The 23,931-nt window shown below is 52.8% G+C and carries 25 protein-coding genes; 17 read left to right on the top strand and 8 right to left on the bottom strand.

Going from position 1 to position 23,931, the window contains the following annotated elements; all coding sequences use genetic code 11:
* Positions 1-91: 91 nt before the first annotated feature.
* Entirely contained in the window at positions 92-301 is a 210-nt protein-coding gene (locus BMX45_RS01145) for a DUF5316 family protein (RefSeq protein WP_090908146.1), read from the bottom strand.
* A gap of 473 nt (positions 302-774) precedes the next feature.
* Here BMX45_RS01145 and rsmD point away from each other — a divergent pair, with 473 nt between their 5' ends.
* Positions 775-1,380, top strand: a complete 606-nt coding sequence (rsmD, locus tag BMX45_RS01155; RefSeq protein ID WP_090908147.1) for a 16S rRNA (guanine(966)-N(2))-methyltransferase RsmD — start codon at positions 775-777, stop codon at positions 1,378-1,380.
* Positions 1,370-1,885 (top strand): pantetheine-phosphate adenylyltransferase, encoded by a 516-nt coding sequence (gene coaD / locus BMX45_RS01160; protein WP_090908148.1) that lies wholly within the window; start codon positions 1,370-1,372, stop codon positions 1,883-1,885. Before rsmD ends, coaD begins: the two co-directional genes overlap by 11 nt.
* Here coaD and BMX45_RS01165 read toward each other — a convergent pair.
* Entirely contained in the window at positions 1,863-3,092 is a 1,230-nt protein-coding gene (locus BMX45_RS01165) for a nucleoside recognition domain-containing protein (protein ID WP_090908149.1), read from the bottom strand. The two genes, coaD and BMX45_RS01165, sit on opposite strands and share 23 nt — an antisense overlap.
* A 112-nt stretch (positions 3,093-3,204) precedes the next feature.
* Here BMX45_RS01165 and BMX45_RS01170 point away from each other — a divergent pair, with 112 nt between their 5' ends.
* Positions 3,205-4,245, top strand: coding sequence for a SepM family pheromone-processing serine protease (locus BMX45_RS01170; protein ID WP_090908773.1), 1,041 nt, complete (start codon positions 3,205-3,207; stop codon positions 4,243-4,245).
* On the opposite strand, the gene BMX45_RS01175 is transcribed toward BMX45_RS01170, so the two are convergent.
* Positions 4,235-5,476, bottom strand: coding sequence for a nucleotidyltransferase (locus BMX45_RS01175; RefSeq protein ID WP_090908150.1), 1,242 nt, complete (start codon positions 5,474-5,476; stop codon positions 4,235-4,237). The two genes, BMX45_RS01170 and BMX45_RS01175, sit on opposite strands and share 11 nt — an antisense overlap.
* A 197-nt stretch (positions 5,477-5,673) precedes the next feature.
* On the opposite strand from BMX45_RS01175, the gene BMX45_RS01180 reads away from it, so the two are divergent.
* From BMX45_RS01180 to ftsY, 12 genes are all read left to right on the top strand, one after another.
* Positions 5,674-6,186, top strand: coding sequence for a YceD family protein (locus tag BMX45_RS01180; RefSeq protein ID WP_090908151.1), 513 nt, complete (start codon positions 5,674-5,676; stop codon positions 6,184-6,186).
* Positions 6,187-6,239: 53 nt separating this feature from the next.
* On the top strand, positions 6,240-6,413 hold the full coding sequence (gene rpmF, locus BMX45_RS01185) for a 50S ribosomal protein L32 (RefSeq protein WP_006211382.1): 174 nt from the start codon (positions 6,240-6,242) through the stop codon (positions 6,411-6,413).
* A gap of 143 nt (positions 6,414-6,556) precedes the next feature.
* Positions 6,557-7,168, top strand: a complete 612-nt coding sequence (fapR, locus tag BMX45_RS01190; RefSeq protein WP_015736373.1) for a transcription factor FapR — start codon at positions 6,557-6,559, stop codon at positions 7,166-7,168.
* 24 nt (positions 7,169-7,192) lie between these two features.
* Positions 7,193-8,179, top strand: coding sequence for a phosphate acyltransferase PlsX (plsX, locus tag BMX45_RS01195; RefSeq protein ID WP_090908152.1), 987 nt, complete (start codon positions 7,193-7,195; stop codon positions 8,177-8,179).
* Positions 8,180-8,187: 8 nt separating this feature from the next.
* Positions 8,188-9,177 (top strand): beta-ketoacyl-ACP synthase III, encoded by a 990-nt coding sequence (locus BMX45_RS01200; protein ID WP_009594985.1) that lies wholly within the window; start codon positions 8,188-8,190, stop codon positions 9,175-9,177.
* A gap of 51 nt (positions 9,178-9,228) precedes the next feature.
* Positions 9,229-10,161, top strand: coding sequence for an ACP S-malonyltransferase (gene fabD, locus BMX45_RS01205; protein WP_090908153.1), 933 nt, complete (start codon positions 9,229-9,231; stop codon positions 10,159-10,161).
* 46 nt (positions 10,162-10,207) lie between these two features.
* Positions 10,208-10,957, top strand: a complete 750-nt coding sequence (gene fabG, locus BMX45_RS01210; protein WP_090908154.1) for a 3-oxoacyl-[acyl-carrier-protein] reductase — start codon at positions 10,208-10,210, stop codon at positions 10,955-10,957.
* A 110-nt stretch (positions 10,958-11,067) separates the two neighbouring features.
* Positions 11,068-11,301, top strand: coding sequence for an acyl carrier protein (acpP, locus tag BMX45_RS01215; RefSeq protein WP_006211375.1), 234 nt, complete (start codon positions 11,068-11,070; stop codon positions 11,299-11,301).
* Between the two features lie 158 nt (positions 11,302-11,459).
* Positions 11,460-12,698 carry a beta-ketoacyl-ACP synthase II gene (gene fabF / locus BMX45_RS01220; protein ID WP_090908155.1) on the top strand — a complete coding sequence of 413 codons (1,239 nt, stop codon included), beginning with the start codon at positions 11,460-11,462 and terminating at the stop codon, positions 12,696-12,698.
* Positions 12,699-12,710: 12 nt separating this feature from the next.
* On the top strand, positions 12,711-13,409 hold the full coding sequence (rnc, locus tag BMX45_RS01225) for a ribonuclease III (RefSeq protein WP_036663972.1): 699 nt from the start codon (positions 12,711-12,713) through the stop codon (positions 13,407-13,409).
* Between the two features lie 207 nt (positions 13,410-13,616).
* A complete protein-coding gene (gene smc / locus BMX45_RS01230; RefSeq protein ID WP_090908156.1) occupies positions 13,617-17,186 on the top strand; it encodes a chromosome segregation protein SMC in 3,570 nt (1,189 codons plus the stop codon).
* Between the two features lie 247 nt (positions 17,187-17,433).
* A complete protein-coding gene (gene ftsY / locus BMX45_RS01235) occupies positions 17,434-18,435 on the top strand; it encodes a signal recognition particle-docking protein FtsY (protein WP_090908157.1) in 1,002 nt (333 codons plus the stop codon).
* Positions 18,436-18,539: 104 nt separating this feature from the next.
* Here the strand turns inward: ftsY and BMX45_RS01240 are convergent, their stop codons facing one another.
* The 5 genes from BMX45_RS01240 to BMX45_RS01260 form a co-directional block, all read right to left on the bottom strand.
* Complete coding sequence (locus BMX45_RS01240) at positions 18,540-18,743, bottom strand: hypothetical protein (RefSeq protein WP_009594997.1); 204 nt, start codon at positions 18,741-18,743, stop codon at positions 18,540-18,542.
* 63 nt (positions 18,744-18,806) lie between these two features.
* The gene (locus BMX45_RS01245) at positions 18,807-19,133 is read right to left on the bottom strand and encodes a hypothetical protein (protein ID WP_254777914.1); all 327 of its coding nucleotides are present in this window, start codon (positions 19,131-19,133) and stop codon (positions 18,807-18,809) included.
* A 16-nt stretch (positions 19,134-19,149) separates the two neighbouring features.
* Positions 19,150-20,157, bottom strand: a complete 1,008-nt coding sequence (locus BMX45_RS01250) for a polysaccharide pyruvyl transferase family protein (RefSeq protein ID WP_090908159.1) — start codon at positions 20,155-20,157, stop codon at positions 19,150-19,152.
* Between the two features lie 24 nt (positions 20,158-20,181).
* Positions 20,182-21,354, bottom strand: coding sequence for a glycosyltransferase family 2 protein (locus BMX45_RS01255; protein ID WP_090908160.1), 1,173 nt, complete (start codon positions 21,352-21,354; stop codon positions 20,182-20,184).
* Complete coding sequence (locus BMX45_RS01260; protein ID WP_090908161.1) at positions 21,351-22,379, bottom strand: glycosyltransferase; 1,029 nt, start codon at positions 22,377-22,379, stop codon at positions 21,351-21,353. Before BMX45_RS01260 ends, BMX45_RS01255 begins: the two co-directional genes overlap by 4 nt.
* 409 nt (positions 22,380-22,788) lie before the next feature.
* Here BMX45_RS01260 and BMX45_RS01265 point away from each other — a divergent pair, with 409 nt between their 5' ends.
* Both BMX45_RS01265 and BMX45_RS01270 read left to right on the top strand, forming a co-directional pair.
* Positions 22,789-23,436 carry a PAQR family membrane homeostasis protein TrhA gene (locus tag BMX45_RS01265; protein WP_015736361.1) on the top strand — a complete coding sequence of 216 codons (648 nt, stop codon included), beginning with the start codon at positions 22,789-22,791 and terminating at the stop codon, positions 23,434-23,436.
* 137 nt (positions 23,437-23,573) lie between these two features.
* Positions 23,574-23,930 (top strand): putative DNA-binding protein, encoded by a 357-nt coding sequence (locus BMX45_RS01270; protein ID WP_090908162.1) that lies wholly within the window; start codon positions 23,574-23,576, stop codon positions 23,928-23,930.
* Position 23,931 lies beyond the last annotated feature (1 nt).

Here is a 23,931-nt window from a genome sequence, read left to right on the forward strand (position 1 = left end):
TACTTCATTCTCGCAAGTTCTATTTCCTTAGTTTCATTGCTAATGAAACCATTCATAATCGAATCCCCTCTTCATCAATGGAAGTGTCTTGTTAACGGAACAGAAGATATACAATACCGGCTGCTGCAAGAAATACAATTCCCGCGAGAAAAAACCAATTGGCCGCCTTTTTTCTGGATGCGCGGTCGTCCTTGGAATCGGCATGGAAGTTGCCTCTCTGCTGGTACCCCGTTGTAAACGCTCCCGATAGGATTCCTGTCACCAAGAGACAGGCCATTCCTGCGTACACCAGCAGGTCCATCTTGAACTCCTCCCATCATGCTCTTATATAATATGAACGTTCGCTGAGAGGGATTGGTTATGCTTCATTACACATATGGATTGCTGAACCAACAGACCGCGGGGCTGAAAAATATAAAGCCGCTCAATGTAGAGCGGCTGAACATAAAAAAAAGAACAAAAGCCCCGTAACAACATGTTGACATTACAGGGCTTTTGTTCGGGAGCCACCGAAGTGACTCCCTCATGGGAGAGGAGAAACCGGACGAAGAGCTTATGGGGAAACGTAAGTCTTCTCCGCGGTTGTCTACGACATTCATTGATGTCGATATTTCAAGGATGCCCGGCTGGTGCAGAAATATACCTTGCTCTGAAAAAAAGTTGGGAGCTGTTACGTTTCGTTTTTCATATATGGGATGAGTGTGTTACGATAATCACTGTCCATGGCGTTGTCTGGGCTCTAATTTATAGATAATGAAACGGGTGAATGAAGCAGTGAGAGTAGTATCCGGAAGTGCAAAAGGCCGGCCGCTCAAAAGCGTGCCGGGTACAAGCACCCGTCCGACGACGGATAAAGTGAAAGAATCCATATTCAGTATGATCGGCCCTTACTTTGAGGGAGGAATCGCGCTTGACCTGTTCGCAGGCACGGGAGGCCTTGGCATCGAGGCGTTAAGCCGGGGGATGGATCGTGCTGTTTTTATTGACGTGGAACCGAAAAGCATCAGCACGATCAAGGATAATTTGAAGGCGGCCCGGCTTGAGGAAAGCGCAGAGGTATACCGGAACGATGCGGCACGGGCGCTTAAAGCGCTTGAAAAGCGAAGCTATGTCTTCGACCTGGTCTTCTTGGATCCGCCGTACAGGTTCAAAAATGGCGATGAATTGATGTTGGATATGGCCGAGCGAGGGTTGCTGCAGCATTCATCCCTGGTGGTATTGGAATACGAATCAAGTTACAATTATGCTGAGGAATTTGGCGATTTTCATTGTATCCGAACCGCGAAATACGGAGAAACCGCCATATCGATATACCGTTATGACACAGCGCAAGATCAAGCGTCGGAGCTTGATGAGGAGGAATTGCACGATGACAAATGAGAATACTAGTACATACCGCGTTGCCGTATACCCTGGGAGTTTTGACCCGGTCACCATGGGACACATGGACATTATCACACGTGCTTCGAAGCAGTTTGATCTGCTGATCGTGGCCGTACTCAATAATTTAAGCAAGAACCCGCTCTTCACGGTGGACGAGCGTAAGGACCTTCTGAAACAGGCGACCGCGCATCTGCCGAATGTGGAAATCGACAGCTTCCGCGACCTTTTGGCGAACTATATTCGTCAGAAGAACGCCCAGGTCATCGTACGCGGGATCCGGACCGTGACCGACTTTGAATATGAACTTCAGCTGGCATCCACCAACCATAAGCTGAATCCGGATGCAGAGACCATCTTTATGATGACGCATCCGAAATATTCGTTCTTGAGTTCCAGTCTTGTGAAGGAAATTGCGCATTTTAACGGTGACACTACAGATTTGGTCAGTCCCGAGGTCGATGCGGCGTTGCGCCGCAAATTCAGCGGGGATCACGCCCGATAAGACGGGAGCACAGCCAGAAAGCCGCGATTAATAACAAGCAGATCATGCCTTGAACCTGCAGGAAAGAAGGCAGTCCGCTCCAAAAATTGAAGAATTGTTCCGTATCGGCATGATCGATCGGTTCCGTTCGGAATGCCGGCACGATGCCCGCGGAAAGGGTGCTGACCGGTTTCCATATGGCCAAGGTAATGACAAAGGCGAGTATCGAATGCAGGATTCGCTTTGCCATAAAGTAACGCCAGGTTAAACCGGCTTCCCGCATCAGCGACAGGCTTTGCAGATGGGCGCTGATTCCGCTCCATGCCAGTGCGGCCGACAGGACCGCCAGCTGCAGAGCCCCTGCTTGAAATGCCGAGGAGCTGATCGCCTGGGCGGCCAGATGGGCTTCCAATATTCCGGGCACAAGATAGGATGGAAGCTGGGGCAGCAGCTGGCCGGTCAATACTCTAGTAAGAACGGCGAAGAACAAGATAAAGCCGCCCGTCATCATTAAGGTCTGTACCGAACGGGTAACGGATTCGCCAAGTAGTTTGCCGAAGCTTCGCCCATCCCGTCGATGGGCGTCCAGCGCGGCGGAGGCTGCCCGTCGAAGAATCGGACGCTTCGCCGATTCGTTCATCCGGTCATTGTCGACGGGTGCGCCCTGCTTCCCGGCTTCTGCAGAGGGCGATTTGCTGAATAGACCGAATATCCATGCGGCCAGCAGGCCGGATATCCAGTGGACGATCAGCAGCAGATAACCGGCTTCCGGTTTATGCAGCAGGCCGGTTCCGATGACAACGAGGATGGTCATCGGATTGCAAAAATGGGCCAAAGCGGCAAGCCTGCTGGCGTCAACGGCACGAAGTTCGCCTTGTTTATGCATGCCGGCCGCGGCCTGAGCGCCTGCCGGGAACCCGGCTGTCATTCCTGTTATAAGAACCCAGCCGCCATTACCGGGAAGTTTGAATATTTTTTTCATCATAGGGTCCAACAGTACGCCAACCCCGTGGGCCCAACCATAAGCGATGAGTATTTCAACCAGCACGAGAAAAGGCAGCAAGGATGGAAATACGATATTCCACCACAGCTTGAGTGCTTGCAGGGTGGCTTGAAAGGCGGGTTCGGGCGCGCTGACGACGGCCAGTACAAGCAGGAACGCGGCGGCACCGAGAAGAATGGTGTTCCACAGCCCGTTGGATGACTTGACGGCGTTGTCTTTATTCATAAGGAATCTCCTTTCGGCGTAAACATGGCTAGTACAACTTTATGCAGAGGAGACAACCGTCAGACCAAACTTGGTGGAAGGCTGGATATATGAGGCGGAGGGAAGGAAAACCATGAAGAAGTCTGTAAAACCGAATGGCTTAAAAATAGCGCTGTATTTGTTGCTGGTCGGGGTCATGCTGTACGTTGTCGTTTATATGCCGACCCCTTATCTTGTATACCAGCCCGGAAGTGCCGAAGAGGTTCGTCCCATGATCAATGTCGAGAAAGGCGATCCGGCGGAAGAGGGTACGTTCATGATGACTACCGTGTCGGCAAGTTATGCCAATATAGCTTTATTAATGCTGTCTGCGTTTAATCCTAATGCAGAGGTTGTGAAGAAGGCCGAAAAAATGGGCGACCAGAGCAAGGACGAGTATGCGGCCACGCAAGTGTATTATATGAACTCTTCACAGTCTTCCGCAATGGAAGCCGCTTATCAGGAGGCCGGAATCGATTACAGCATCGAGCCCGCTTACGTTTTCGTGATGTCGATCTCCGAGAATTCGGCTAATGCCGATTATTTTCGGCCTGGCGATAAATTGATCAAAATCGATGGTCAGCCTGCAGAGGATAATGAGAAAATTGCCAGCCTGTTAAGCGGGAAAAGCATCGGAGAAGAGGTTTCCGTGGAGCTTGAACGCAAAGGGAAAACCGTGAAGGAACAGGTGAAGCTTGTAAGCATTAAGGATGAGAAGACCGGCGCGGAGCGTCCGGGATTAGGCGTCATGATTGCCACGATGCAGAACGTGGAGCCGGCAGATCCCGATCACACCATTCACTTTGCGAATACCAACATCGGAGGACCGTCAGCCGGATTGATCTTCACCCTTGAGATTTATAATCAGCTTACCGAAGGGGACTTAAGCAAAGGTTACCGGGTTGCCGGAACGGGTACCATCGATAAATCAGGCGCCGTTGGCCCCATTGGCGGCGTGAAGCACAAGATCGTGGCTGCCGACCGGAAGGGAGCCGATATCTTTTTTGTGCCTCGAAAAAATTACGATGAAGCCAAGAAGCGCGCGGACCGGATCAAAACGGATATGAAACTGATCCCGGTCGATGACCTGCAGGATGCCGTGGATTATTTGGAGGAGCTGCCGCCTAAGGGGTGAGCGGCGGCAGCAGGTAATCGCTGTAGTAGTTTCGGATTTGGGGCCTAGGTTGCCCGTTAGCATAGACGGCGGCTGCCGCCAGGTCGCGCTCCAGCTGAGGATGCTCCAGCTTAGCTGGCTGATGAATGACGGGGAGTGAAGCGCTTCGCTTCATTCGTTTCAGCAACGAACGACCCGTCTCGCTGAAGCCGAGGACTCGGATATATCCCGGACCTTTGGCGAGCTCTTCACGATTCATTGATGCCTTGTCATGATTCAGCATGATGTGCATCAGCATGCGTTGAAGCTTGGTTCGCGTATAACGCTTGGTCTTCAACGCTTCCAGAAGGGCGTCAACCGTCGGCTGCTCCAGCTGCGATAGCGAGCGCTGAACACGATGCTCCAAGCCCTCGGTTACTTCGAGGAAGCTTTCAAGCTGGGCGGGTGTATGCGTGAGCAGGGCTTGGAACAGCGGCTGGCGAAACTGCTCCCAATGGACCGGAGCTAGTCCGCTCTTGATCTCCCGCTCCATGATGTTGAACGTGAAATCCGGGATATAGGGTCTGGCGGCTTCCAAACCCTGTGACAGAATAATGTTCCGGATGGCGGTTGCGCTGGCAATGGATGACGTTCCCGGCAGCGGATCGTGGTAATGTGCGCTTACTCTTGGAATGGTATAAGGCGTAATGCGGCTGCCCAGGCGCTGGAGTGCGATCAGATAGTGCAGCCCCAGGGAGTTGTTCGGCTGCGTGAGCAGCTCTTGCAGCTCTGCCCTTGCCGTTGCAGGACCGGATTCGCCGAATAGGGCAGCGGCGGCAGCGCCGTAGGCAGATGGGAAGTTCATGCCTTCCAGGAGGCGCTTTTCGATTTCGGATCGAAGCTCGCCGGATTCGTTTGCGAGCGAACGGGACAACGGCAGGATTTGCTCCAGCGTTCCGCTTTCGGATCCGAAGGAAAGGCAATCCACGACGCCCGTAGCTTCCAGAATGGCTACCGCACCGAACGCGAACCATTCCGCAGGCTGGACGGCATAGGTTACCGGCAGCTCGAGGCACAGGTCAACCCCCATGGCAAGGGCCATTTCCGCCCGCGCGCGCTTGCTTGCGATGGCAGGTTCGCCGCGCTGGAGAAACGGACCGCTCATCACCGCGACGACGGCATCTGCCCCTGATACTTCTTTGGAACTGCGATAATGCAGTACATGACCGTTATGTAAGGGATTATATTCAACGACTATGCCAACCGTTTTCATTCGTTTCAACTCCTTGATTAGAATATAACATAATTGCATGATGGTCCTGCAACCATAAGCGCCCTCCCGGGAGTGTTATAATTCTGGTAGTATGAAGAGAAATATCGGGTAACAATATAGAGGTTGTTAGGGTTATCCTGTTGACAAAACTCTCTGGGAATCGGTATAATAATCTTTGTTTGTTTGGAGTGATGGATATGCTAATTCAATTTCGTAAATTGACAACCAGCGATCAACCGTTACAGTTCCATCAAACCGTGGATGTAAGCAATGCCATTAAGGACCGGAAGGATATTGTTGCGGTTAAGCCATTAGACGTGGATTTGAAAGCAACTCCGTCGATTACCGGTTCGGTGGATGTTCGCGGACGATTGCAAGGCGAGCTGGAGATGAATTGCTCCCGCTGCCTGAAGCCGATCAGCGAGCATGTGCACATCCCTTTTCATGAAGTATTCCAGCCGGTGGAGGATCCTGAATCTGTGGTTCAGGATGAGGATGACGATACTACATACGTACAGGGTGAGAGTGTGGATCTCACTCCCTATGTAGAAGAAGCATTTCTGCTCCACCTGCCGCTAGCTCCGGTTTGCAAAGCCGACTGCAAGGGACTCTGCCCGAATTGCGGCAAGGACCTGAATGAAGGCACCTGCGACTGCGATACGGAAGTGATCGATCCTAGGCTAGCCGGACTGAAGGACTTCTTTAAATGATGATGGATATGGCACCCGTGTTCAGCGGGTTGAATTGATAAGGAGGTGGGAACATGGCAGTACCTCAACGTAGAACGTCCAAAACACGTCGTGACAAGCGTCGTACTCATTTTAAGCTGGCTGTGCCAGGCATGGTGAAATGCGAGCAATGTGGTGAATTGAAGCTTGCTCATCGCGTATGTAAAGTGTGCGGAACGTATAAAGCAAGAGAGATCATCAAACAATAGTTTCTAAATAAGTAGTACTTCATCTTTGGTGAGGTGCTATTTTTTTTGGTCTGAAGTCCCTCTTTCTTTTTAACGTGACATGATTTATACTTAACATTAGTACCAGGTTCTAATATTTGCGACTAATTTACATATAAGTAGGTTTGAAGATTGGCGGCTATCATAGCGGCAGAAGGAGTTGTTTCGTCATCGATCGTTTATCCAAGAAAGACCGTCACCAGCGGCTGATTCAGCTGATCGACGAGAATCCCTTTGTTACGGACCGCGAGTTGACTCGCCAGCTTAAAGTAAGCATTCAAACAATACGCCTTGACCGTATGGAACTGGGCATTCCTGAGCTCCGTGAGCGAATGAAACAGATGGCGGAGCATTCCTATGACCAGGTTCGTTCTTTGTCGCTCGAAGAGGTGATCGGGGATGTCGTTGACCTGCAGTTGGACAAGAGCGGAATATCGATATTTGAAATCCGTGAGGAACATGTATTCAGCAAAACGCGGATTGCCCGCGGACATTATGTGTTCGCTCAGGCCAATTCGCTTGCCATTGCCGTGATCAATGAAGAAATCGCATTGACGTCTTCAGCGGATATACGGTTTTTGAGACAGGTGCGCCTCGGCGAGAAATGCATTGCCAAAGCCTACGTCAGATCCATTGCCGGCCAGAAGGGGAAGGCCAAGGTGGAAGTGTTTACTTATGTCGCTGATGAAATGGTGTTTCAGGGGAATTTCGTAATCTACCGATCTGCAGGAGAATGACATAAGTGAAGGAGGAAATTTGGCATGAGAATTGTGGTTGATGCGATGGGCGGGGACAATGCCCCCCAGAGCAACGTCGACGGCGCGCTGATTGCCGCACGGGAATGGAGCGACACCGATATCATCCTCGTCGGGGATGAGGCCCAGATTGGAGCCCTTCTGAAGGACAAGCCGGCCAATCTGAAGGTGGTTCATGCGAGCGAAGTCATCGAAGCGGAGGATGAGCCGGTTAAGGCCGTGCGCCGGAAGAAGGATGCGTCGATGGTCGTGGCGGGGCGGATGATTCGGGAAGGCGAAGCGGATGCCATGATCTCGGCGGGCAACACGGGAGCGCTCATGACGACCGGATTGCTCGTCGTGGGCAGGATGAAAGGGATTGAGCGCCCTGCGCTGGCCCCTATGATTCCGACGCTCGACGGCAAGGGGATGCTCGCCTTGGACCTCGGAGCGAATATGGACTCGAAACCGGAGCATTTGCAGCAGTATGCGCTGATGGGCAGCCTGTATCGCGAGAAGGTGCACGGTATCGCCAAACCTCGCGTCGGGCTGTTAAATGTCGGCACCGAGCCGGGCAAGGGCAATGAATTGACGAAGCACGCATATCCGTTGCTTGAGGAATTGCCTATTCATTTTGTGGGCAATGTGGAGTCGCGCGATGTCATGAACGGCGTTTGCGACGTGCTCGTCTGCGACGGGTTCTCGGGCAATATTCTGTTAAAATCGATTGAAGGAACAGCCGGTGCACTCTTTTCGCTGTTGAAGGAGCAGTTCGGCAAGTCCCTCAAGACCAAGATGGCTGCCGCGTTGATGATGCCGGAGCTTCGCAGCCTGAAATCGACGCTCGATTATAAGGAGCACGGCGGAGCGCCGCTGCTTGGTCTGGGCGGCCTGGTTGTCAAGAGCCACGGTTCGTCGGATGCGAACGCCATCAAGAATGGGGTTCGTCAAGCGCGTACGGCGCTGCAGAACCGGTTGGTAGAGAGTATTTCGAATGAAATCAGCGGGAAGTGAGTGAGGAAATGAACAATTTGCGTCCGGTCGGTATTATTGGCACAGGCAAGTACGTGCCTGAAAAGATTTTATCCAATAGCGATTTAGAAAAAATGGTAGATACTAGCGACGAATGGATCGTCTCGATGACGGGGATCCGCGAGCGGCATATTGCCGCGCCGAACGAAGCGACTTCGGATTTGGCTTATCACGCTGCTGTGAATGCGTTGAAATCCGCCGGCATGCAGGCTGAGGATCTGGAATTGATAATTGTGGCGACCATTACGCCCGATATGTTCTTTCCATCGACCGCATGTTTGCTCCAGGATCGGCTTGGAGCCAAGAAAGCAGCGGCATTTGACCTGTCCGCAGCCTGCTCGGGATTTGTATACGGCCTGGCCACTGCCACGAACTTCGTGAAAACGGGCATGTACAACAACGCCCTGGTTATCGGGGTGGACTGCTTGTCCCGGATTACCGACTATACCGACCGCAACACCTGCGTCCTGTTCGGTGACGGCGCCGGAGCGGCGATTGTCGGCGAAGTGCCGGAAGGCCGCGGATTCCAGGCGTTTGATCTGGGCGCGGAAGGCGCGGGCGGGGCTCATCTGTATATCGAGGCAGGCGGCTCGAGATTGCCGGCGTCCGCTGAAACGATTAACACGAACAAACACTATATTTACATGAACGGCCGCGAAGTGTTCAAGTTTGCGGTGCGGGTCATGGGCACTGCCACGGAAGCCGTCTTATCCAAAGCAGGCATCGACAAGAAGGATATTGATTTATTCGTTCCTCACCAAGCGAACATCCGGATTATCAAGTCGGCCATGGAGCGATTGGAGCTTCCGGAGGAGAAGGTCGTCATCAATGTTGACAAGTATGCCAACACCTCGGCCGCTTCCGTGCCGCTGGCGCTCGTGGAAGCCCAGGAGTCCGGCCGCCTGAAAGAAGGGGACAAGGTGCTGATGGTTGGTTTTGGCGGCGGATTGACATGGGGTTCCTCCGTACTCATCTGGTAAACCGAATGGACATAACAGGACTAGTGAAAGAAGAGAAGGGAGCCAACGATTTTGGGTAAAACAGCATTTATATTTCCGGGTCAGGGCGCTCAGTCCGTCGGAATGGGAAAAGACGCCTACGATGCGGTTCCTTCCGCACGCGATCTATTTCTAACCGCGGATGCTCAGCTTGGATTTCCGCTCAGCTCCATTATTTTTAATGGCCCTGATGAAGATTTGAAGCAAACGGTCAATACGCAGCCGGCTCTGCTCGCAACCAGCATGGCTTATCTGGAAGCCGTTCGCGGCAAAGGAATCGTGCCGGATTACGTTGCGGGCCATTCCCTCGGCGAGTACAGTGCGCTTGTATGCGCAGGCGTGCTCGCGTTCGAAGAAGCCGTGTCGATCGTTAGAACACGTGGCGAATACATGGAAGCTGCCGTTCCCGGAGGACAAGGCGCCATGGCAGCCGTTCTCGGCGCAGACCGGGAGGCCCTGGCCGAGCTGTGCAAGGGCATTTCGTCAGAGGGACATGTCGTAGAGCTTGCGAACATGAACTGCCCGGGGCAAATCGTCATCTCCGGTTCGGCTCAAGGCGTTGCAGCTGCTGCAGAAAGAGTCAAGGAAGCCGGCGGCAAGCGGGCCATCCCGCTGGAAGTCAGCGGCCCCTTCCATTCTTCCTTAATGAAGGAGGCGGCTGAGCGACTGGCCGGCAAACTGGAGCAGGCTTCGTTCAACGCGCCTTCCGTGCCGGTGGTTGCCAACGTGACGGCCCGTCCGGTGGAAGATGCCGCTGCCATCCGCGGTTTGCTGGTGGAGCAGGTCTATTCCCCCGTGCTGTGGCATGACAGCGTGGAGTGGATGATCGCACAAGGCGTGGACACTTTCGTCGAGATTGGTCCCGGCAGCGTTCTCAGCGGTTTGATCAAGAAAATTGACAAATCCGTCAAAGTCATGAATGTGAATAGCCTGGAGAGCGTCAATAGTTTGGAGACGGTTGTCTAAACAGCTTTTGATGCCAACCGGATCACTCTGGAAAGGAGGAACAGGTATGAGTGAAGCTCTAAAAGGACAGACTGCGCTTGTTACGGGTGCTTCCCGAGGAATCGGCCGGAGCATTGCCCTCGCACTTGCCGATCTGGGCGCGAACGTTGCTGTCAATTATGCAGGAAGCGAAGCGGCCGCAACCGAGGTTGTGGAGGCCATTCGCGCGAAGGGCGTTTCGGCGATCGCGGTTAAATCGAACGTCGGACGGACCGAGGAAGCGGATGCGATGGTTAAGCAGGTGTTAGAGACTTTTGGTCGAATTGATATCTTGGTGAATAATGCGGGGATTACTAGAGACAATCTAATCATGCGCATGAAGGAAGAGGAGTTCGATCAGGTGATCGAAACGAATCTGAAAGGGGTATTCAATTGCCTCAAAGCGGTGACGCGTCCCATGATGAAGCAGCGCTATGGACGCATTATCAACATATCCTCCGTTGTCGGAGCGCTTGGCAATCCGGGGCAGGCCAATTATGTCGCGGCCAAAGCCGGCGTCATCGGTCTGACCAAATCAGCCGCGAGGGAGCTGGCTTCCCGTGGCATTACGGTAAATGCGGTAGCGCCAGGATTTATCGATACCGACATGACCCGGGAACTTCCCGAGGACATGCGCGAAAGCCTGCTTGGCGGAATTCCGCTGGCCCGTCTGGGCCAGCCGGAAGAGATTGCCGGCGTGGTGACTTTTCTAGCATCTTCCAGCGCGTCATATATGACTGGACAGGTGTTGCATGTGGATGGCGGCATGTACATGTAGAGCCGCTGCTGTTCCGGCGCTTGACGCGCCGGGCGCTAAATCGTTTTCAAATGCCTTCTATGGCAATTTGAAGTCATATCTCGTATAATGACCAAGAGGAGGTGAGCCGGATGTCCGATGTATTGGAACGCGTGAAACGCATCGTTATCGACCGCCTGGGTGTTGACGAAGCCGACGTAACATTAGAAGCATCTTTCAAAGACGACCTTGGAGCTGATTCTCTCGATGTAGTTGAATTGGTGATGGAGTTGGAAGATGAGTTTGATATGGAGATCTCTGATGAAGATGCGGAGAAAATTACGACCGTAGGTGAAGTTGTAAACTACATACAATCTCATACCTAAGTCATTACAGTTAAGTCCCGTTCTTTAGCAAGGCGGGACTTCTCCACATTCAATCCAAGCTTTAGTTCTAACAAGTGATAGATTATTACTGCCTGGGTTCATCTGGAGTCCTTACGGTTTCATAGATGGACGGGCAGTCCATATAGAGGTGAGTCTGTTTGAAACAAAGAGTCGTTGTAACAGGAATGGGAGTCATGACCTCGCTTGGTCAAGATCTTGATACATTCTGGAACAGTTTGATGGAAGGCAAGTCCGGCGTATCCCGCATCGAAGCGTTTGACGTGAGTGATTACACCACGCAGATCGCTGCGTCCATGAAGGATTTCAACCCGGAGGATTACATGGACCGCAAGGAAGCCCGCAAGATGGACCGATTTGTGCAGCTAGCTGTGGCAGCCGGTTCGAAGGCGCTGGAGGACAGCGGTCTTGATATCGGCGTGAATGCCGATGCAGAGCGAGTCGGCGTTTCCATCGGATCGGGTATCGGCGGTTTGGGAACCTGGGAGGATCAGCATAACATCCTGCTGGAAAAAGGCCCGAAACGTGTAAGCCCCTTCTTTATTCCGATGATGATCGCCAACATGGCCTCAGGCCAAATGTCCATCAATCTGGGTGCCAAAGGGCCGAACACCACCCAAGTGACGGCTTGTGCTACCGGAACGCATTCGATCGGCGATTCCTATCGCCTGATTCAGCGCGGCGATGCCGACGTTATGATATGCGGCGGGGCGGAGGCGACCATTCGTCCGACGGGGATGGCTGGTTTCTGCGCTATGCGCGCTATGTCGACCCGCAATGACGAGCCGGAGAAGGCCAGTCGGCCATTCGATACCGGCCGCGACGGTTTTGTCATGGGTGAAGGTGCCGGCGTGCTCGTCATCGAATCCCTTGAGCACGCGTTGAAACGCGGAGCCAAGATCTATGCCGAGGTGCTTGGTTACGGCCTTAGCGCCGATGCCCACCACATTACCGAGCCGGATCCGGACGGGGCAGCCCGCTGCATGAAGATGGCGATCCGCGACGCAGGCATTGCGCCGGAAGACGTGGATTACATTAATGCTCACGGGACTTCTACGCCGGTGGGTGACCGCTCGGAAACGAAGGCCGTCAAGATGGCTCTTGGCGACCATGCATATAAAGTGGCCGTGAGCTCGACCAAGTCGATGACAGGTCATTTGCTTGGGGCCGCCGGCGGTGTCGAGGCGGTTATCTGCGGATTGAGCTTGAAGAACCAGACCATTGCACCGACGATTAACCTGGAGGATCAGGATCCGGAGTGCGATCTGGATTACGTACCGAATCACCCGCGTAAAGCCGATTTGGATGTCGTGATGTCCAATTCGTTCGGATTTGGCGGGCATAATGCCACGATTATCCTGAAAAAATACGCCGAGTAAGGGGACAGTGTGTTGAGTGGAGATCTGAAGCAGTTACAGCATAAACTTCAAATCCAGTTTCGCAATGCAATGCTGCTGAAGCAGGCCTTTACCCACGCATCATATGTAAACGAGCATCGCTTCAGTCAGAGCCAGGACAACGAGCGCCTTGAGTTCCTGGGTGACGCCGTTCTGGAACTGACGGTCAGCGAATTCTTGTACAACCTTTTTCCGGACCGTCCGGAAGGCGAATTAACCAAGCTGCGGGCCGCTATCGTATGCGAGCCTTCCCTGGTGCAATTCGCTGTAAGTCTGGACTTTGGACGTTACGTTCTGCTAGGCAAAGGAGAGGAAATGACGGGCGGTCGAACCCGCCCGGCTCTTCTTGCGGACGTATTCGAATCATTTGTGGGGGCGCTTTATTTGGATCAGGGATTGGAAGCGGTTCGCCGGTTTTTGAGCGACCACGTCTTCCCTACGGTGACCGTCAACGGTCGTCCGCAGATGAGCGATTATAAGACCGAGCTTCAGGAACTGACCCAGCATCACGGCATGGGCGCACTGGAATATCGTATCGTAGAAGAGCGAGGACCGGCGCATGAGCGGGAGTTTGTCTCGGAGGTATACATGGGAAGCGAATGTCTTGGACGCGGAAGCGGACGATCCAAGAAAGAAGCCGAGCAGCAGGCAGCGGCGGTAGCCTTAAAGCAGCTGAAACGTGCGGATGCCTAAAGCTTCGCTGATGTGATGACAAACAAAGAGCAAAGAGCAGTCAAGCGGATAACCGGACCCGGATAGGATGACTGTTTTTTGCTCTTTTCGTTGTCTGTCTTTTGATAAAGGGGATAGCTGCTTATAACGTTGATGGGCCTCGTCCCAAGACGGCGGTGAAGCCGATTCTACTTGTGGTACAATAGCAGGAGAGGTGATAGTTCGAATATGTTTTTGAAACGGATCGAGTTAGCAGGATTTAAATCGTTTGCCGACAAGACGGAGATGGAGTTTGTCCGGGGAATCACGGCCGTTGTAGGTCCTAATGGCAGCGGCAAGAGCAATATTTCCGACGGGATCCGCTGGGTGCTTGGCGAACAAAGCGCTAAATCCCTCCGCGGAGGCAAGATGGAGGACATTATCTTTGCCGGAAGCGATGCGCGTAAAGCGGTCAATTATGGGGAGGTTTCCCTTACGCTGGACAATGAGGACCATGTGCTGCCGCTGGATTTTAACGAGGTGACCGTAACCAGACGGGTGCACCGCAGCGGGGACAGCGAGTATTTCATTAACAGGCAGTCCTGCCGGTTGAAGGATATTACCGAGCTGTTCATGGACACCGGGATCGGCAAAGAAGCCTATTCCATCATTGGACAAGGCCGCATTGAGGAAATTCTGAGCACACGATCAGAAGATCGCCGGGGGATTTTTGAGGAAGCTTCCGGGATCGTTAAATATAAGTCTCGTAAAAAAGAGTCTGTGCGCAAGCTGGATGAAACGGAGCAAAATCTGCTTCGCATCTATGATTTGGTCACCGAGCTGGAGGATCAGATCGGACCGCTCAAAGAGCAGTCCGAGAAGGCGATTCGCTACAAGGAGCTCCGGGAGGAGCTGAAGCACAAGGAAATTTCGCTGTACGTGTATCAGATCGAACAGATACATACCTCATGGAGCGAGGCCAATGCCAAGCTGGAACAGCTGAAGGAAGAGCAGCTTGCCTTGTCCACCGTAGTATCCGCGCATGATGCCAAGCTGGAGAGTGACCGATCGGCCCTGCGCCAGCTGGAGCAGGAAGTTGAGGATCTGCAAAGTCAGCTGCTTCAATTCAGTGAGCTGTTCGAGAAGAGCGAGGGCTATGGCGAGGTGCTCAAGGAACGCCGCCGCAACCTGGAACGTACGCGGGATCAGCTGGAGGAAAGCTTGCACTCGGGCGATCATCGTCTGGAAGAGCGTGTAGGGGAGCTCGCGAGGATGAAGAGCAAGCTGCAGGATCTGCAGCAGGAGCTTACCCAGGTTCGGGATCAGCTGTCGGCGGAAGAAGCAAAGCTGGTTGGCGTAACCGGCGGTATCAGCCAGCAGCAGGAAGAGAGCTTGAAGGGGAATTTGCTGGAGCTTATGAACCAAATGGCGCAGGCGCGGAATGAAATCCGGTATGCGGACCAGCAGCAGGAAGCGCTCGACCGGCGGATGAACCGGGCGCAGGAGGAATCCGGCAAATGGGAAGCCCTGAAAGAAGATCTGCTCCGTCGCAAAGATAGCATCGATCGAAGCATTGAACGCTTCGGCAAAGAAATTGCGGACCTTCGCAGCGGTTACATCAGCGAAAGCGAGCGGTATCAGTCCCTGCAGAAACTGCAGGAGGAGACGCAGGGAGCCCTTCGGAAATGGGAGCAGAAGCGGGAAGCGCAAATTTCCCGCCGCGATACCATGAAAGAGCTTCAGGACGATTTTGACGGATTTATGCTGGGCGTTAAGGAAGTGCTGAAGGCTTCGCGCAAATCCGTGCTCCATGGCGTCCATGGTGCGGTGGCCGAGCTTATTCGCGTGCCGGAAAAGCTCGAGCTTGCGATGGAGACCGCCCTTGGCGCATCGGTTCAGCATATCGTCATGGAGAACGAGTCCGTCTCGAGGCAGGCGATTTCATTCCTGAAGCAGCGCCAGTTAGGCCGTGCGACATTTCTGCCTTTGGACGTTATTCGTCCAAGGAACGTATCGGCATCCGACCGGCATTTGGCGGAAGGAGAGGCCGGGTTCGTAGGGTTTGGCTCCGAGCTGGTGAAGTATGATTCCAGATACAGCAACATCGTCGGCAGTCTGCTTGGCAATGTCGTTATTGCCGAGACCCTGGAGCAAGCGAATAAGATCGCGGCGCGATTCTCCTATCGATTCCGCGTAGTCACCCTGGAGGGAGACGTCGTCAATGCAGGCGGCTCCATGACAGGCGGCAGTCAGCATAAGAAAACAAACAGCCTCCTGGGGCGCAAACGGCAGCTGGAACAGCTCGATCAGGAAATTTCGGAAACCGAGAAGCAGTTGGAGAAGCTTCAGCAGGGCATTGAAGGCGTTCGGAATCAAATGATTGAATCTCAGGATAAGCTGGACGAGCTTCGCAAAGCCGGAGACGACAAACGGATCGAGGAACAGCAGGCTGCGGGCGACCGCAAGCAGCTTGAGCATGAGCTGCGTCACGTCCTCGAGCAAGCCGAGCTGGCAGGCGAAGAGAAGAGCAGTCAAGAGAAGGAAGCCAAGGAAATTCAGCAAAGCCGTGAACGCGCGCAGAAGCTGCTGTCTGAGCTGGAGGAAGAAGAGAAGTCCACCCATCTGGCCATCCAAGCGGCAGAGTTTGCCCGGAAAGCAAATGAATCGGCCAAGGAAGAGCTTCAGAGCCAGCTGACAACTCTCAAGGTTCGCGAAGGAAAGCTGGATCAGGAAACCTTCTCGCTTGAGGAGCAGCTGAAACGCCTGCAATCGGATGTTGACAACCATGAGAAGGAACAAAAGCAGAACCGCACGATGCTGGCCTCCGTTCAAGCAGACCTAAGTCAGAACGAAAGCGAGAGCGTGAAGCAGATCGAGGATCTGAACCAGTACAAGCTGAAGAAGGAAGAAGCCACGCAGCAGCTCGAATTCAAACGGGCGGCACGCAGCGCGCTAAGCCGGAAGCTGGAGCTGGAAGAGAGCGAAACCAAGGAGCAGCGCACCCAGCTGCGGTCCGTGGATGATCAGCTGCGCCAGACCGAGATTGGGGTAAACCGGCTCGATGTGGAGCTTGAAAATATATTGAAGAAGTTAAGCGAGGACTATGAGCTGAGCTACGAGCTTGCCAAGCAGCGGTATCCGATTCCGGAAGACATCACGGCCGCTCAGAACGAAGTTCGCGATTTGAAACGGTCGATCACTTCCCTGGGGGACGTCAATCTCGGGGCCATTGAAGAATACCAGCGCGTCAATGAGAGATACCTCTTCCTGAGCGAGCAGAAGGCGGATCTGGTGGAAGCGAAAACGACGCTCTACCAAGTCATCAAGGAAATGGACGATGAAATGTCCAAGCGCTTCAAGCAGACTTTCGATGCCATCCGGCGCGAGTTCGGTACGGTGTTTATGAAGCTGTTCGGAGGAGGACGAGCCGACCTGATCCTGATCGATCCGGAACGTTTGCTTGAGACGGGGATCGATATCGTCGCTCAGCCTCCAGGCAAGAAGCTGCAGAATCTGCAGTTGCTCTCCGGCGGAGAACGCGCATTAACGGCTATGGCGCTGCTGTTTGCCATTTTGCAGGTGAAGCCGGTTCCGTTCTGCGTGCTTGATGAAGTCGAAGCGGCGCTAGATGAAGCGAACGTGGTACGATTTGCCCAGTATCTGCGCGAATTCTCTGAACAAACGCAGTTTATTGTGGTCACTCACCGCAAAGGAACGATGGAGGAGGCGGACGTGCTGTACGGCGTCACGATGGAGGAAGGCGGCGTGTCGAAGCTGGTATCCGTCAAGCTTGAGAATGAGGAAGCGGAGATTGCCTAATTTAAGAGGTTGTTCAAAAAGCCCGTTTTTGATCACGAAGTGAATCAGGAAGGCACTCGGCATCGAATCTTGAATTCAGCCGGGCCTTCCGGTGCTCACGTACCAAAAACGTACGCTCCACTCCTCAGTCCCTAGCTTCATCCAACTGAAGCGTTTTGGAAAAACGCACATCGGAAGCATAAGCTTTGGTGCTGAAAACCGACCTTTTTGAACACGTACTTTAACATAAACGACATGGAGGGAACGTATGAGCTTTTTTAAGAGGTTAAAAGAGAGCATTTCCAGCAAAACGGAAAACGTAACAAAACAGTTCCGCGACGGATTGGAGAAGACCCGGAAGGGGTTTATCGAGAAAGTATCGGACCTGGTGATTCGCCGGAAAAAGATCGATGAGGAGTTCTACGAGGAATTGGAAGAGATTCTGATTGGCGCAGACGTCGGCGTCAATACGGTGATGGATCTGATGGACGATCTTCGTGCCGAGGTGAAGAAACGGCGGATCGAGGACGCTGCCGATTTGCAGCCGGTATTGTCCGAGAAGCTGATGGGACTTCTCCGTGATGACAGCAGCAACGAGCTGCGGGAGAATCCGGACGGAATAACGGTCATCCTGTTCGTGGGCGTTAACGGAGTCGGCAAAACAACAACGATTGGCAAGCTGGCGCATCGTTACAAGCAGGAGGGCAAGAAGGTTTTACTCGCAGCGGGAGACACGTTCCGGGCGGGGGCGATCGAGCAGCTGGAGGTATGGGGAGAGCGGGTTGGCGTAGAAGTCATTAAACAACAGCCTGGCTCAGACCCGGCAGCCGTCATGTTTGATGCGGTTCAAGCTGCCAAGCAGCGGCAGGCGGATGTCCTGCTCTGCGATACGGCGGGACGCCTTCAGAACAAAACGAATCTGATGGAAGAGCTGAACAAGATCTTCCGCGTCATTCAACGCGAAATTCCAAGTGCCCCGCACGAAGTGCTGATGGTCCTTGACGCGACGACGGGACAGAATGCGCTGAGCCAGGCGAAGCTGTTCGGAGAGAAGAGCGGCGTGACCGGTCTCGTGTTAACCAAGCTCGATGGTACGGCTAAGGGCGGAATCGTCATCGCAATCCGTCAAGAGCTGAATTTGCCGGTGAAGCTGGTGGGCTTGGGAGAGAAGATGGGGGATCTCCAGACCTTCGATTCGGAGCAGTTTGTGCATGCACTCTTTGCGGGCTTAATCAAAGAAGAAGAGAATGCCGCAGAACAACAAGACTAAGCCCTTGTCTAGCGAAAGCGGGCAGCTATACAAAAAGGACCGAAACATTTACGTTCGGTCCTTTTTCATGTTCTGTTCGGTCCAAGAGCCATCCATTTTTATTCTTATGAAGATACGATCCGAACGAATTCAATCGAGCGAAGCGGGATGATGGCGGTATCGGTTGGCGGGCCATAGATGATCGGCGGTACTTTTAAGGTGATGGTTCCCTCGCCCACTTCGTTCAGCGTGCCGATGATGACATCTCCCGACACCGTTACTTCGGTTTCCGAGCCGATAAATCCTTGCAGCCAATCCACGTAGCGCATTCGGTTAACCTCCTTGCCGTAAATGAAAGTTTGAATCTGATCTTCAGATCCCTGAGGGGATTACTACTGAACGGAAGTAATATTGGCGAACGGAATCAGCACAAGGTCACCGGATGCTTCACGAAGCTGAACGCCGTCTTCGACGGTGGCCAGAACGATCCCCTCCAAGGTGACAAACGTTGTGCTTACTCTAACCTGTTGACCGGTGCGGACTTCGAAATACTGAATCAGTTCCGGGTTAATGGTTAGCCCCGTGAGCACTTGGCTCTCCAGCGACTCCACCCTAACGGTTAATTGACTGGTTTCCTGGCTTAGAAGCTCGACCTGCCGCGTTAGTTTTTTTACTCGTCCGGCAAGCTTTCTGCAGAACAGGAAGCAACACATACTCATTCTCCTTTCTGTATTATCAACGGTTGTGCTCTTCGATGTGATTTTTTAAATCGCGGAGTGAGGCTGTGCTTTTTTTCTCGGCTGCACGGATCAGCGGTATCACCTGCTGCACGTGAGCAGGGCCGTATTTAAGGAAGCTCTCGGTTTTATCCACCAGCACATCAAGCGGCTGACGGTAATCCGTAAAGTATTGGCCAAGATGAAAAGAGCTCAACAGGCTGTGCACTTTGCCCATGGTGCTGAGCGCCAGCACGGGTTTGCCTCCGCGTAAAGCGGCCAGCGATGGATGAAGCTTGAACGAGATCAGATAGTCCACGGATTGTATGAAACTGTAGGTGAGCTCAATATTCATGAGAAACGGCAGCGTTTCAATGGAAGCGCCGGGTGTTAGCTCCCTTACCTTCTGCTGTAATTGCAGGCATGTGTTGTAATCGGAATACGCATTCCCCGGATGATGAATGACCGGAATAAGGACGGCATGATAGCCTGCTGCGACAAGATGGTCCAGCAATTTGGTCATATTATCCATCGGGAACGATTCATAGGAAAACACGACAACGCCAATCGTTGGACGCTTCGAGAATCGTTTTACCGGGATGTCGGGCTGACGGTAGCCGAATACCATATCTGGGGCCGTTTCGACGTTTCGGTGAAAGCCAGCCCGCTTGGCGATGGCCGACGATCGTTCATCCCGGAACACCGCGCGTTTTGCCTGGGAGATCAACTCCCGGTAGGCGGATACCTGCTCCTCAGGCCAGGTATGTTCCGGGTAGGCATCGACGATGCCGACGCCGTAAACCCAGGTAGGCTGTCCTTTGAGCTGCGGAGGGAAGTAATACGAATTGAACGAGTAAGGCGTAATCAAATCGCCACCGCCGATGATAAAGGCATCCGTCTGACGGGGATCCAATCGGGAATTCCAAGGATAGACGTGGTGTTCGTGGAATACTTGTCGAAGGGTGTGAAGAAACAAATCATCGCCGAAGTTTCCCATTCCATAGTAGCCGGAAGCGGCAATATGCATGACGTATCACCTCCTTTTCAAACGCTAACCCTGCATGGTTTGCTGATACCAGGCTTCGTAGAGGCTGCGGCTTCGTTGGCTGGTACTGCCGCCATAAATGACGCGATGATACAACACCGCATCCACCCGGATCGGCGAACTTTGTTTAAGAACGCGTGCGGTCACATCGATATCTTCAAAGATGCGTCCGAAACGATCCTCGCGATTCCACCAGCCATCAACGGCGACCAGGGAAGATGTGCGGTACATTCGGGGAACGAGCGGGTGGCCGTGTTCATGCGATCGATTTAGGGACGGAGAGTATATCGAATATAGCTTGCCGGAGTCTGCATTCCTTCTCCATAACGGACCGAACTGCCGGGTTCGTTCCCAGCATCCGTATCTGCCCGTGGCGATCAGCCCGTCCGGATTTTTGTCAAGCGCCTCGGATAGGAGAGCAACCGCATCGGGTGCCAGCCAATCATCCCCATCCAATTCCAGAATATAGTAACCTTTTGCTTCCGTAAGCAGCCGATTCATCATGATCGCCTTTCCTCGGTTACGCGATTGTGTTATCACTCGTATTCGACCGTCATGAAAAGCGCAGGCTTCCTTCAGACTTTCGTCCTCTGAGCCGTCATCGCCGATTAAGAGCTCCCAGTTTCCGTTCGTTTGCGCCAATACGGAACGAATGCTCCAGCCTAAAGTGTCCTTCATGTTATGAATGCTCATGAGAATGGAGACTTCTGGCTGCTGAGGCGGTTTGGAAGATAAAGCCCCTTCGAGGACGGTGGCGCTCTCTTGCCTCCGTGTTGCAGAAAGTATGGGGAGAATATACTCCAGCTCCTTGTGATACGGAGGGTTATGCACAGCTTCCAGATGTAAAGTTAGGTTGGGATCGACTGGCAGGAGATCATAGGGCAGAAATCTGGCAGCAGGGAGCCTGTCATTCCAGCGGGCGAGGGCGGCAAGCAGCCAGACTTTTCTCCAATAGATCGGGGCACCGCTCATACATATACAGACGACATGGTCCGGAATATGAAGCGGCATTGGGACCGGAGCCGACGATCCCCGATGGGTAAACGACAAGCTGCAGCTCCATAAAATCCACTCGCGGTCTGTCCCTGTGATTTCCTGAATGACCCGCTCACGAAAAAAAGCGGCATCGGTGGACCTATAGCCGAAAGGCTGCGTACGAATCGTGGCGTAAGGGATCACTGGGCATTCATGCTTTTGTCCATGATGGCTTGCCGGATCACTTGATCGGCTTTCAATCCGCGTTCAACCCAGCGGTTCTTTCTGGCGTAGGCTATGCGGGCGAGTTTGTGCTCTGTTGAATCGGGGCGATCCAGCATGGCTGCCAGCTTGCCCAAGAAATCATCATGGGTCGTTGCTGTGGTGACGTGCGGCTCCATGGCAATGCATTCCGGAAGTGCCGTTGATAGCACACGGACGCCGGAAGCCATATACTCGTATGCTTTGACGGGATTGGTAGCGAGCGTAATCGGATGGTATTGGAAGGGAATCAAGGCAACGTCAATATGAGTAAGGTAACGCTTCAGCTCCTGGTGCGGCTTTTCCCCGAGAATATGCACGTTCGGTAGCTTCGAATAATCGCCGGAGCTGCCGTAAGGAGCACCAATGGAAACGAAGTGGACGTTCGGAAACCGGAGGGCGGCCTTAGCGAAGAGCTCATGGTCCACCCAATATGCCCAGGCTCCGATATAAGCAACAACAGGACCCGGAAGGAGATCGGCGGGTCTTTCGCTGAATGAAATATGAAAAAATGAAGAGTCAGCTCCATTCGGGATCAGGGTGAGCGGTTTATCCGGATAAGCCAGGGACAACCGGGTGTGGATCACCTCTGCGGTACACACGACGTGGTCCGCCTCGTCTATCATTTTCGGTTCATATTTTGCCCAATGCGGAAATTCGTCACAACAGTCGTAGATCGTAATATCGGGCTTGAAAAGCGTGGAAATGCGCGTCCGGAGCTTAGACCAGGTGGTCCAGACGACAATGGGATGTTCTTTGCGGAGGGCAGGCAGCTTTTTGTGCAGAAACGTTTTGGTATCGGTGAACAGATACACATTCGGTTCAATTTCTTTGAACTCCTTATCGAGCGGGGCCAGGTTTTCGAAGAAAACCTGATGACCAAGCGAGCCCAATTGCGTCATAAGCTGCTGCGGTCTCTGTTTCATGTACGACCAGTTCATCGTTCTCGGATAAATGATGACAGCCAAGAGGTTTCCTCCTTTCTTTGTACTCCGGATAATATATGCAATGCTAGCTTTATAGAATTGGACGAATGCGCCGAATCGCTGAAAAATGGTTGATTTCTACAAGCTTTCCCCTGGCCGGAACGAATCTATCAACTTTCCATATATTGCGTTAAAATATGACGTTTCAGTCCTATCTTTTCATATAAAACGAGGGAGCGTGAAGGTTCTCGAATTCCAAGAAGGTTCTTGTTGTGTTCGGACCGCGTTCCTACCGCCAAGAGGCTGATATGGGGGTCCGCTGGATTTTGCATGCAGGCAGAGCTTATAATGAAGTATAAGTTGGGTTCAAAAAGTCGCTTCAAGTACTGCTTGATCAAAAGATGACTTTTTGAATAACCTCTATAAGATTTCAAGCGAAAGGATACCTGTTATGGCCAATACTTACACTTATCCGCGCAGAGAAGAGATAGCGAACGCAATAACGCATGGCATAGGAGCCGCGCTAAGCGTTGCCGCGCTGGTGCTCCTGATCGTTTTTTCAAGCTTGAAGGGCACGGCCTGGCATGTTGTGAGCTTTACGATCTACGGATCCACGATGCTTCTGCTGTATTTGAGCTCAACGCTCGTTCACGGCTTGCGGGACGGGAAAGCCAAGGATTTCTTTGAGTTTATGGACCACTCCTCCATTTATTTGTTTATCGCGGGGACATATACGCCATTCCTGTTGGTCGCCATCCGGGGGCCGCTAGGCTGGAGCCTCTTCGGAATCGTATGGGGCATTGCGCTGTTCGGCGTCGTATTTAAAGCATTTTTTGTCAAAAAGTTTCTGTTCCTCTCCACGATTTTCTACATTGCGATGGGCTGGCTGATCGTCATTGCCTGGAATCCGTTAACGGCGGTAGTCGCGCCTCAAGGCATGAATTTGCTAGTTCTTGGCGGTGTGCTGTACACGCTGGGTACCATTTTCTATGTATGGAGAGGCTTCCCGTACCATCATGCCATCTGGCATTTGTTTGTGCTGGCGGGCTCGATTCTCCACTTTTTTGCGATACTGATTTACCTTCTGCCTATCGGTTGAACCGCTGGGAAGACGGCTTTCTGCACATGATGAAGGATGACAAGGGAAATGGCTTGACATCCTTCTTCGTTTTTTGTATGATAAGGTTCGTTAAGCGAACTGTAAAGTGTTTTTCCTTGACGAGGGGGTGCCCTTAAATGAGTCAGGAGAATCGGCTCGAGAAGACGAACCGGATCAATTTGCTGTTCGATTTCTATGAGCAGCTGCTGACAGAGAAACAGCAGACCTTTTTGAAATATTATTTCCATGACGATTTTTCCCTTGGTGAAATCGCCGGCGAATTTGAGATTAGTCGTCAGGCCGTCTATGAGCATATTAAGCGCGCAGAGCAGGTGCTCGAGTCTTATGAAGAGAAGCTGGGGCTCCTGAGCAAGCATGAGGCGCGTATCCGAGAGTTGGAAAAGTTTCGGGAAATGGTGGAGACTAGCGACCTGGACGAACATGATAAGCATGTAATGACCGATATGGTCGATCGATTAAAAGTATGGGATTAAG

Origin of the sequence: Paenibacillus sp. cl141a (assembly GCF_900109305.1) — a bacterium.
GTDB lineage: Bacteria > Bacillota > Bacilli > Paenibacillales > Paenibacillaceae > Paenibacillus_AQ > Paenibacillus_AQ lautus_A.

Excerpts from the sequence above, each read along its gene's own strand:
- BMX45_RS01145 (WP_090908146.1), bottom strand. The coding sequence starts at position 301 with ATGGACCTGCTGGTGTACGCAGGAATGGCCTGTCTCTTGGTGACAGGA.
- coaD (WP_090908148.1), top strand. The coding sequence starts at position 1,370 with ATGACAAATGAGAATACTAGTACATACCGCGTTGCCGTATACCCTGGG.
- BMX45_RS01165 (WP_090908149.1), bottom strand. The coding sequence starts at position 3,092 with ATGAATAAAGACAACGCCGTCAAGTCATCCAACGGGCTGTGGAACACC.
- BMX45_RS01170 (WP_090908773.1), top strand. The coding sequence starts at position 3,205 with ATGAAGAAGTCTGTAAAACCGAATGGCTTAAAAATAGCGCTGTATTTG.
- BMX45_RS01175 (WP_090908150.1), bottom strand. The coding sequence starts at position 5,476 with ATGAAAACGGTTGGCATAGTCGTTGAATATAATCCCTTACATAACGGT.
- BMX45_RS01180 (WP_090908151.1), top strand. The coding sequence starts at position 5,674 with ATGCTAATTCAATTTCGTAAATTGACAACCAGCGATCAACCGTTACAG.
- rpmF (WP_006211382.1), top strand. The coding sequence starts at position 6,240 with ATGGCAGTACCTCAACGTAGAACGTCCAAAACACGTCGTGACAAGCGT.
- plsX (WP_090908152.1), top strand. The coding sequence starts at position 7,193 with ATGAGAATTGTGGTTGATGCGATGGGCGGGGACAATGCCCCCCAGAGC.
- BMX45_RS01200 (WP_009594985.1), top strand. The coding sequence starts at position 8,188 with ATGAACAATTTGCGTCCGGTCGGTATTATTGGCACAGGCAAGTACGTG.
- fabG (WP_090908154.1), top strand. The coding sequence starts at position 10,208 with ATGAGTGAAGCTCTAAAAGGACAGACTGCGCTTGTTACGGGTGCTTCC.
- acpP (WP_006211375.1), top strand. The coding sequence starts at position 11,068 with ATGTCCGATGTATTGGAACGCGTGAAACGCATCGTTATCGACCGCCTG.
- smc (WP_090908156.1), top strand. The coding sequence starts at position 13,617 with ATGTTTTTGAAACGGATCGAGTTAGCAGGATTTAAATCGTTTGCCGAC.
- ftsY (WP_090908157.1), top strand. The coding sequence starts at position 17,434 with ATGAGCTTTTTTAAGAGGTTAAAAGAGAGCATTTCCAGCAAAACGGAA.
- BMX45_RS01240 (WP_009594997.1), bottom strand. The coding sequence starts at position 18,743 with ATGCGCTACGTGGATTGGCTGCAAGGATTTATCGGCTCGGAAACCGAA.
- BMX45_RS01245 (WP_254777914.1), bottom strand. The coding sequence starts at position 19,133 with ATGAGTATGTGTTGCTTCCTGTTCTGCAGAAAGCTTGCCGGACGAGTA.
- BMX45_RS01250 (WP_090908159.1), bottom strand. The coding sequence starts at position 20,157 with ATGCATATTGCCGCTTCCGGCTACTATGGAATGGGAAACTTCGGCGAT.
- BMX45_RS01265 (WP_015736361.1), top strand. The coding sequence starts at position 22,789 with ATGGCCAATACTTACACTTATCCGCGCAGAGAAGAGATAGCGAACGCA.
- BMX45_RS01270 (WP_090908162.1), top strand. The coding sequence starts at position 23,574 with ATGAGTCAGGAGAATCGGCTCGAGAAGACGAACCGGATCAATTTGCTG.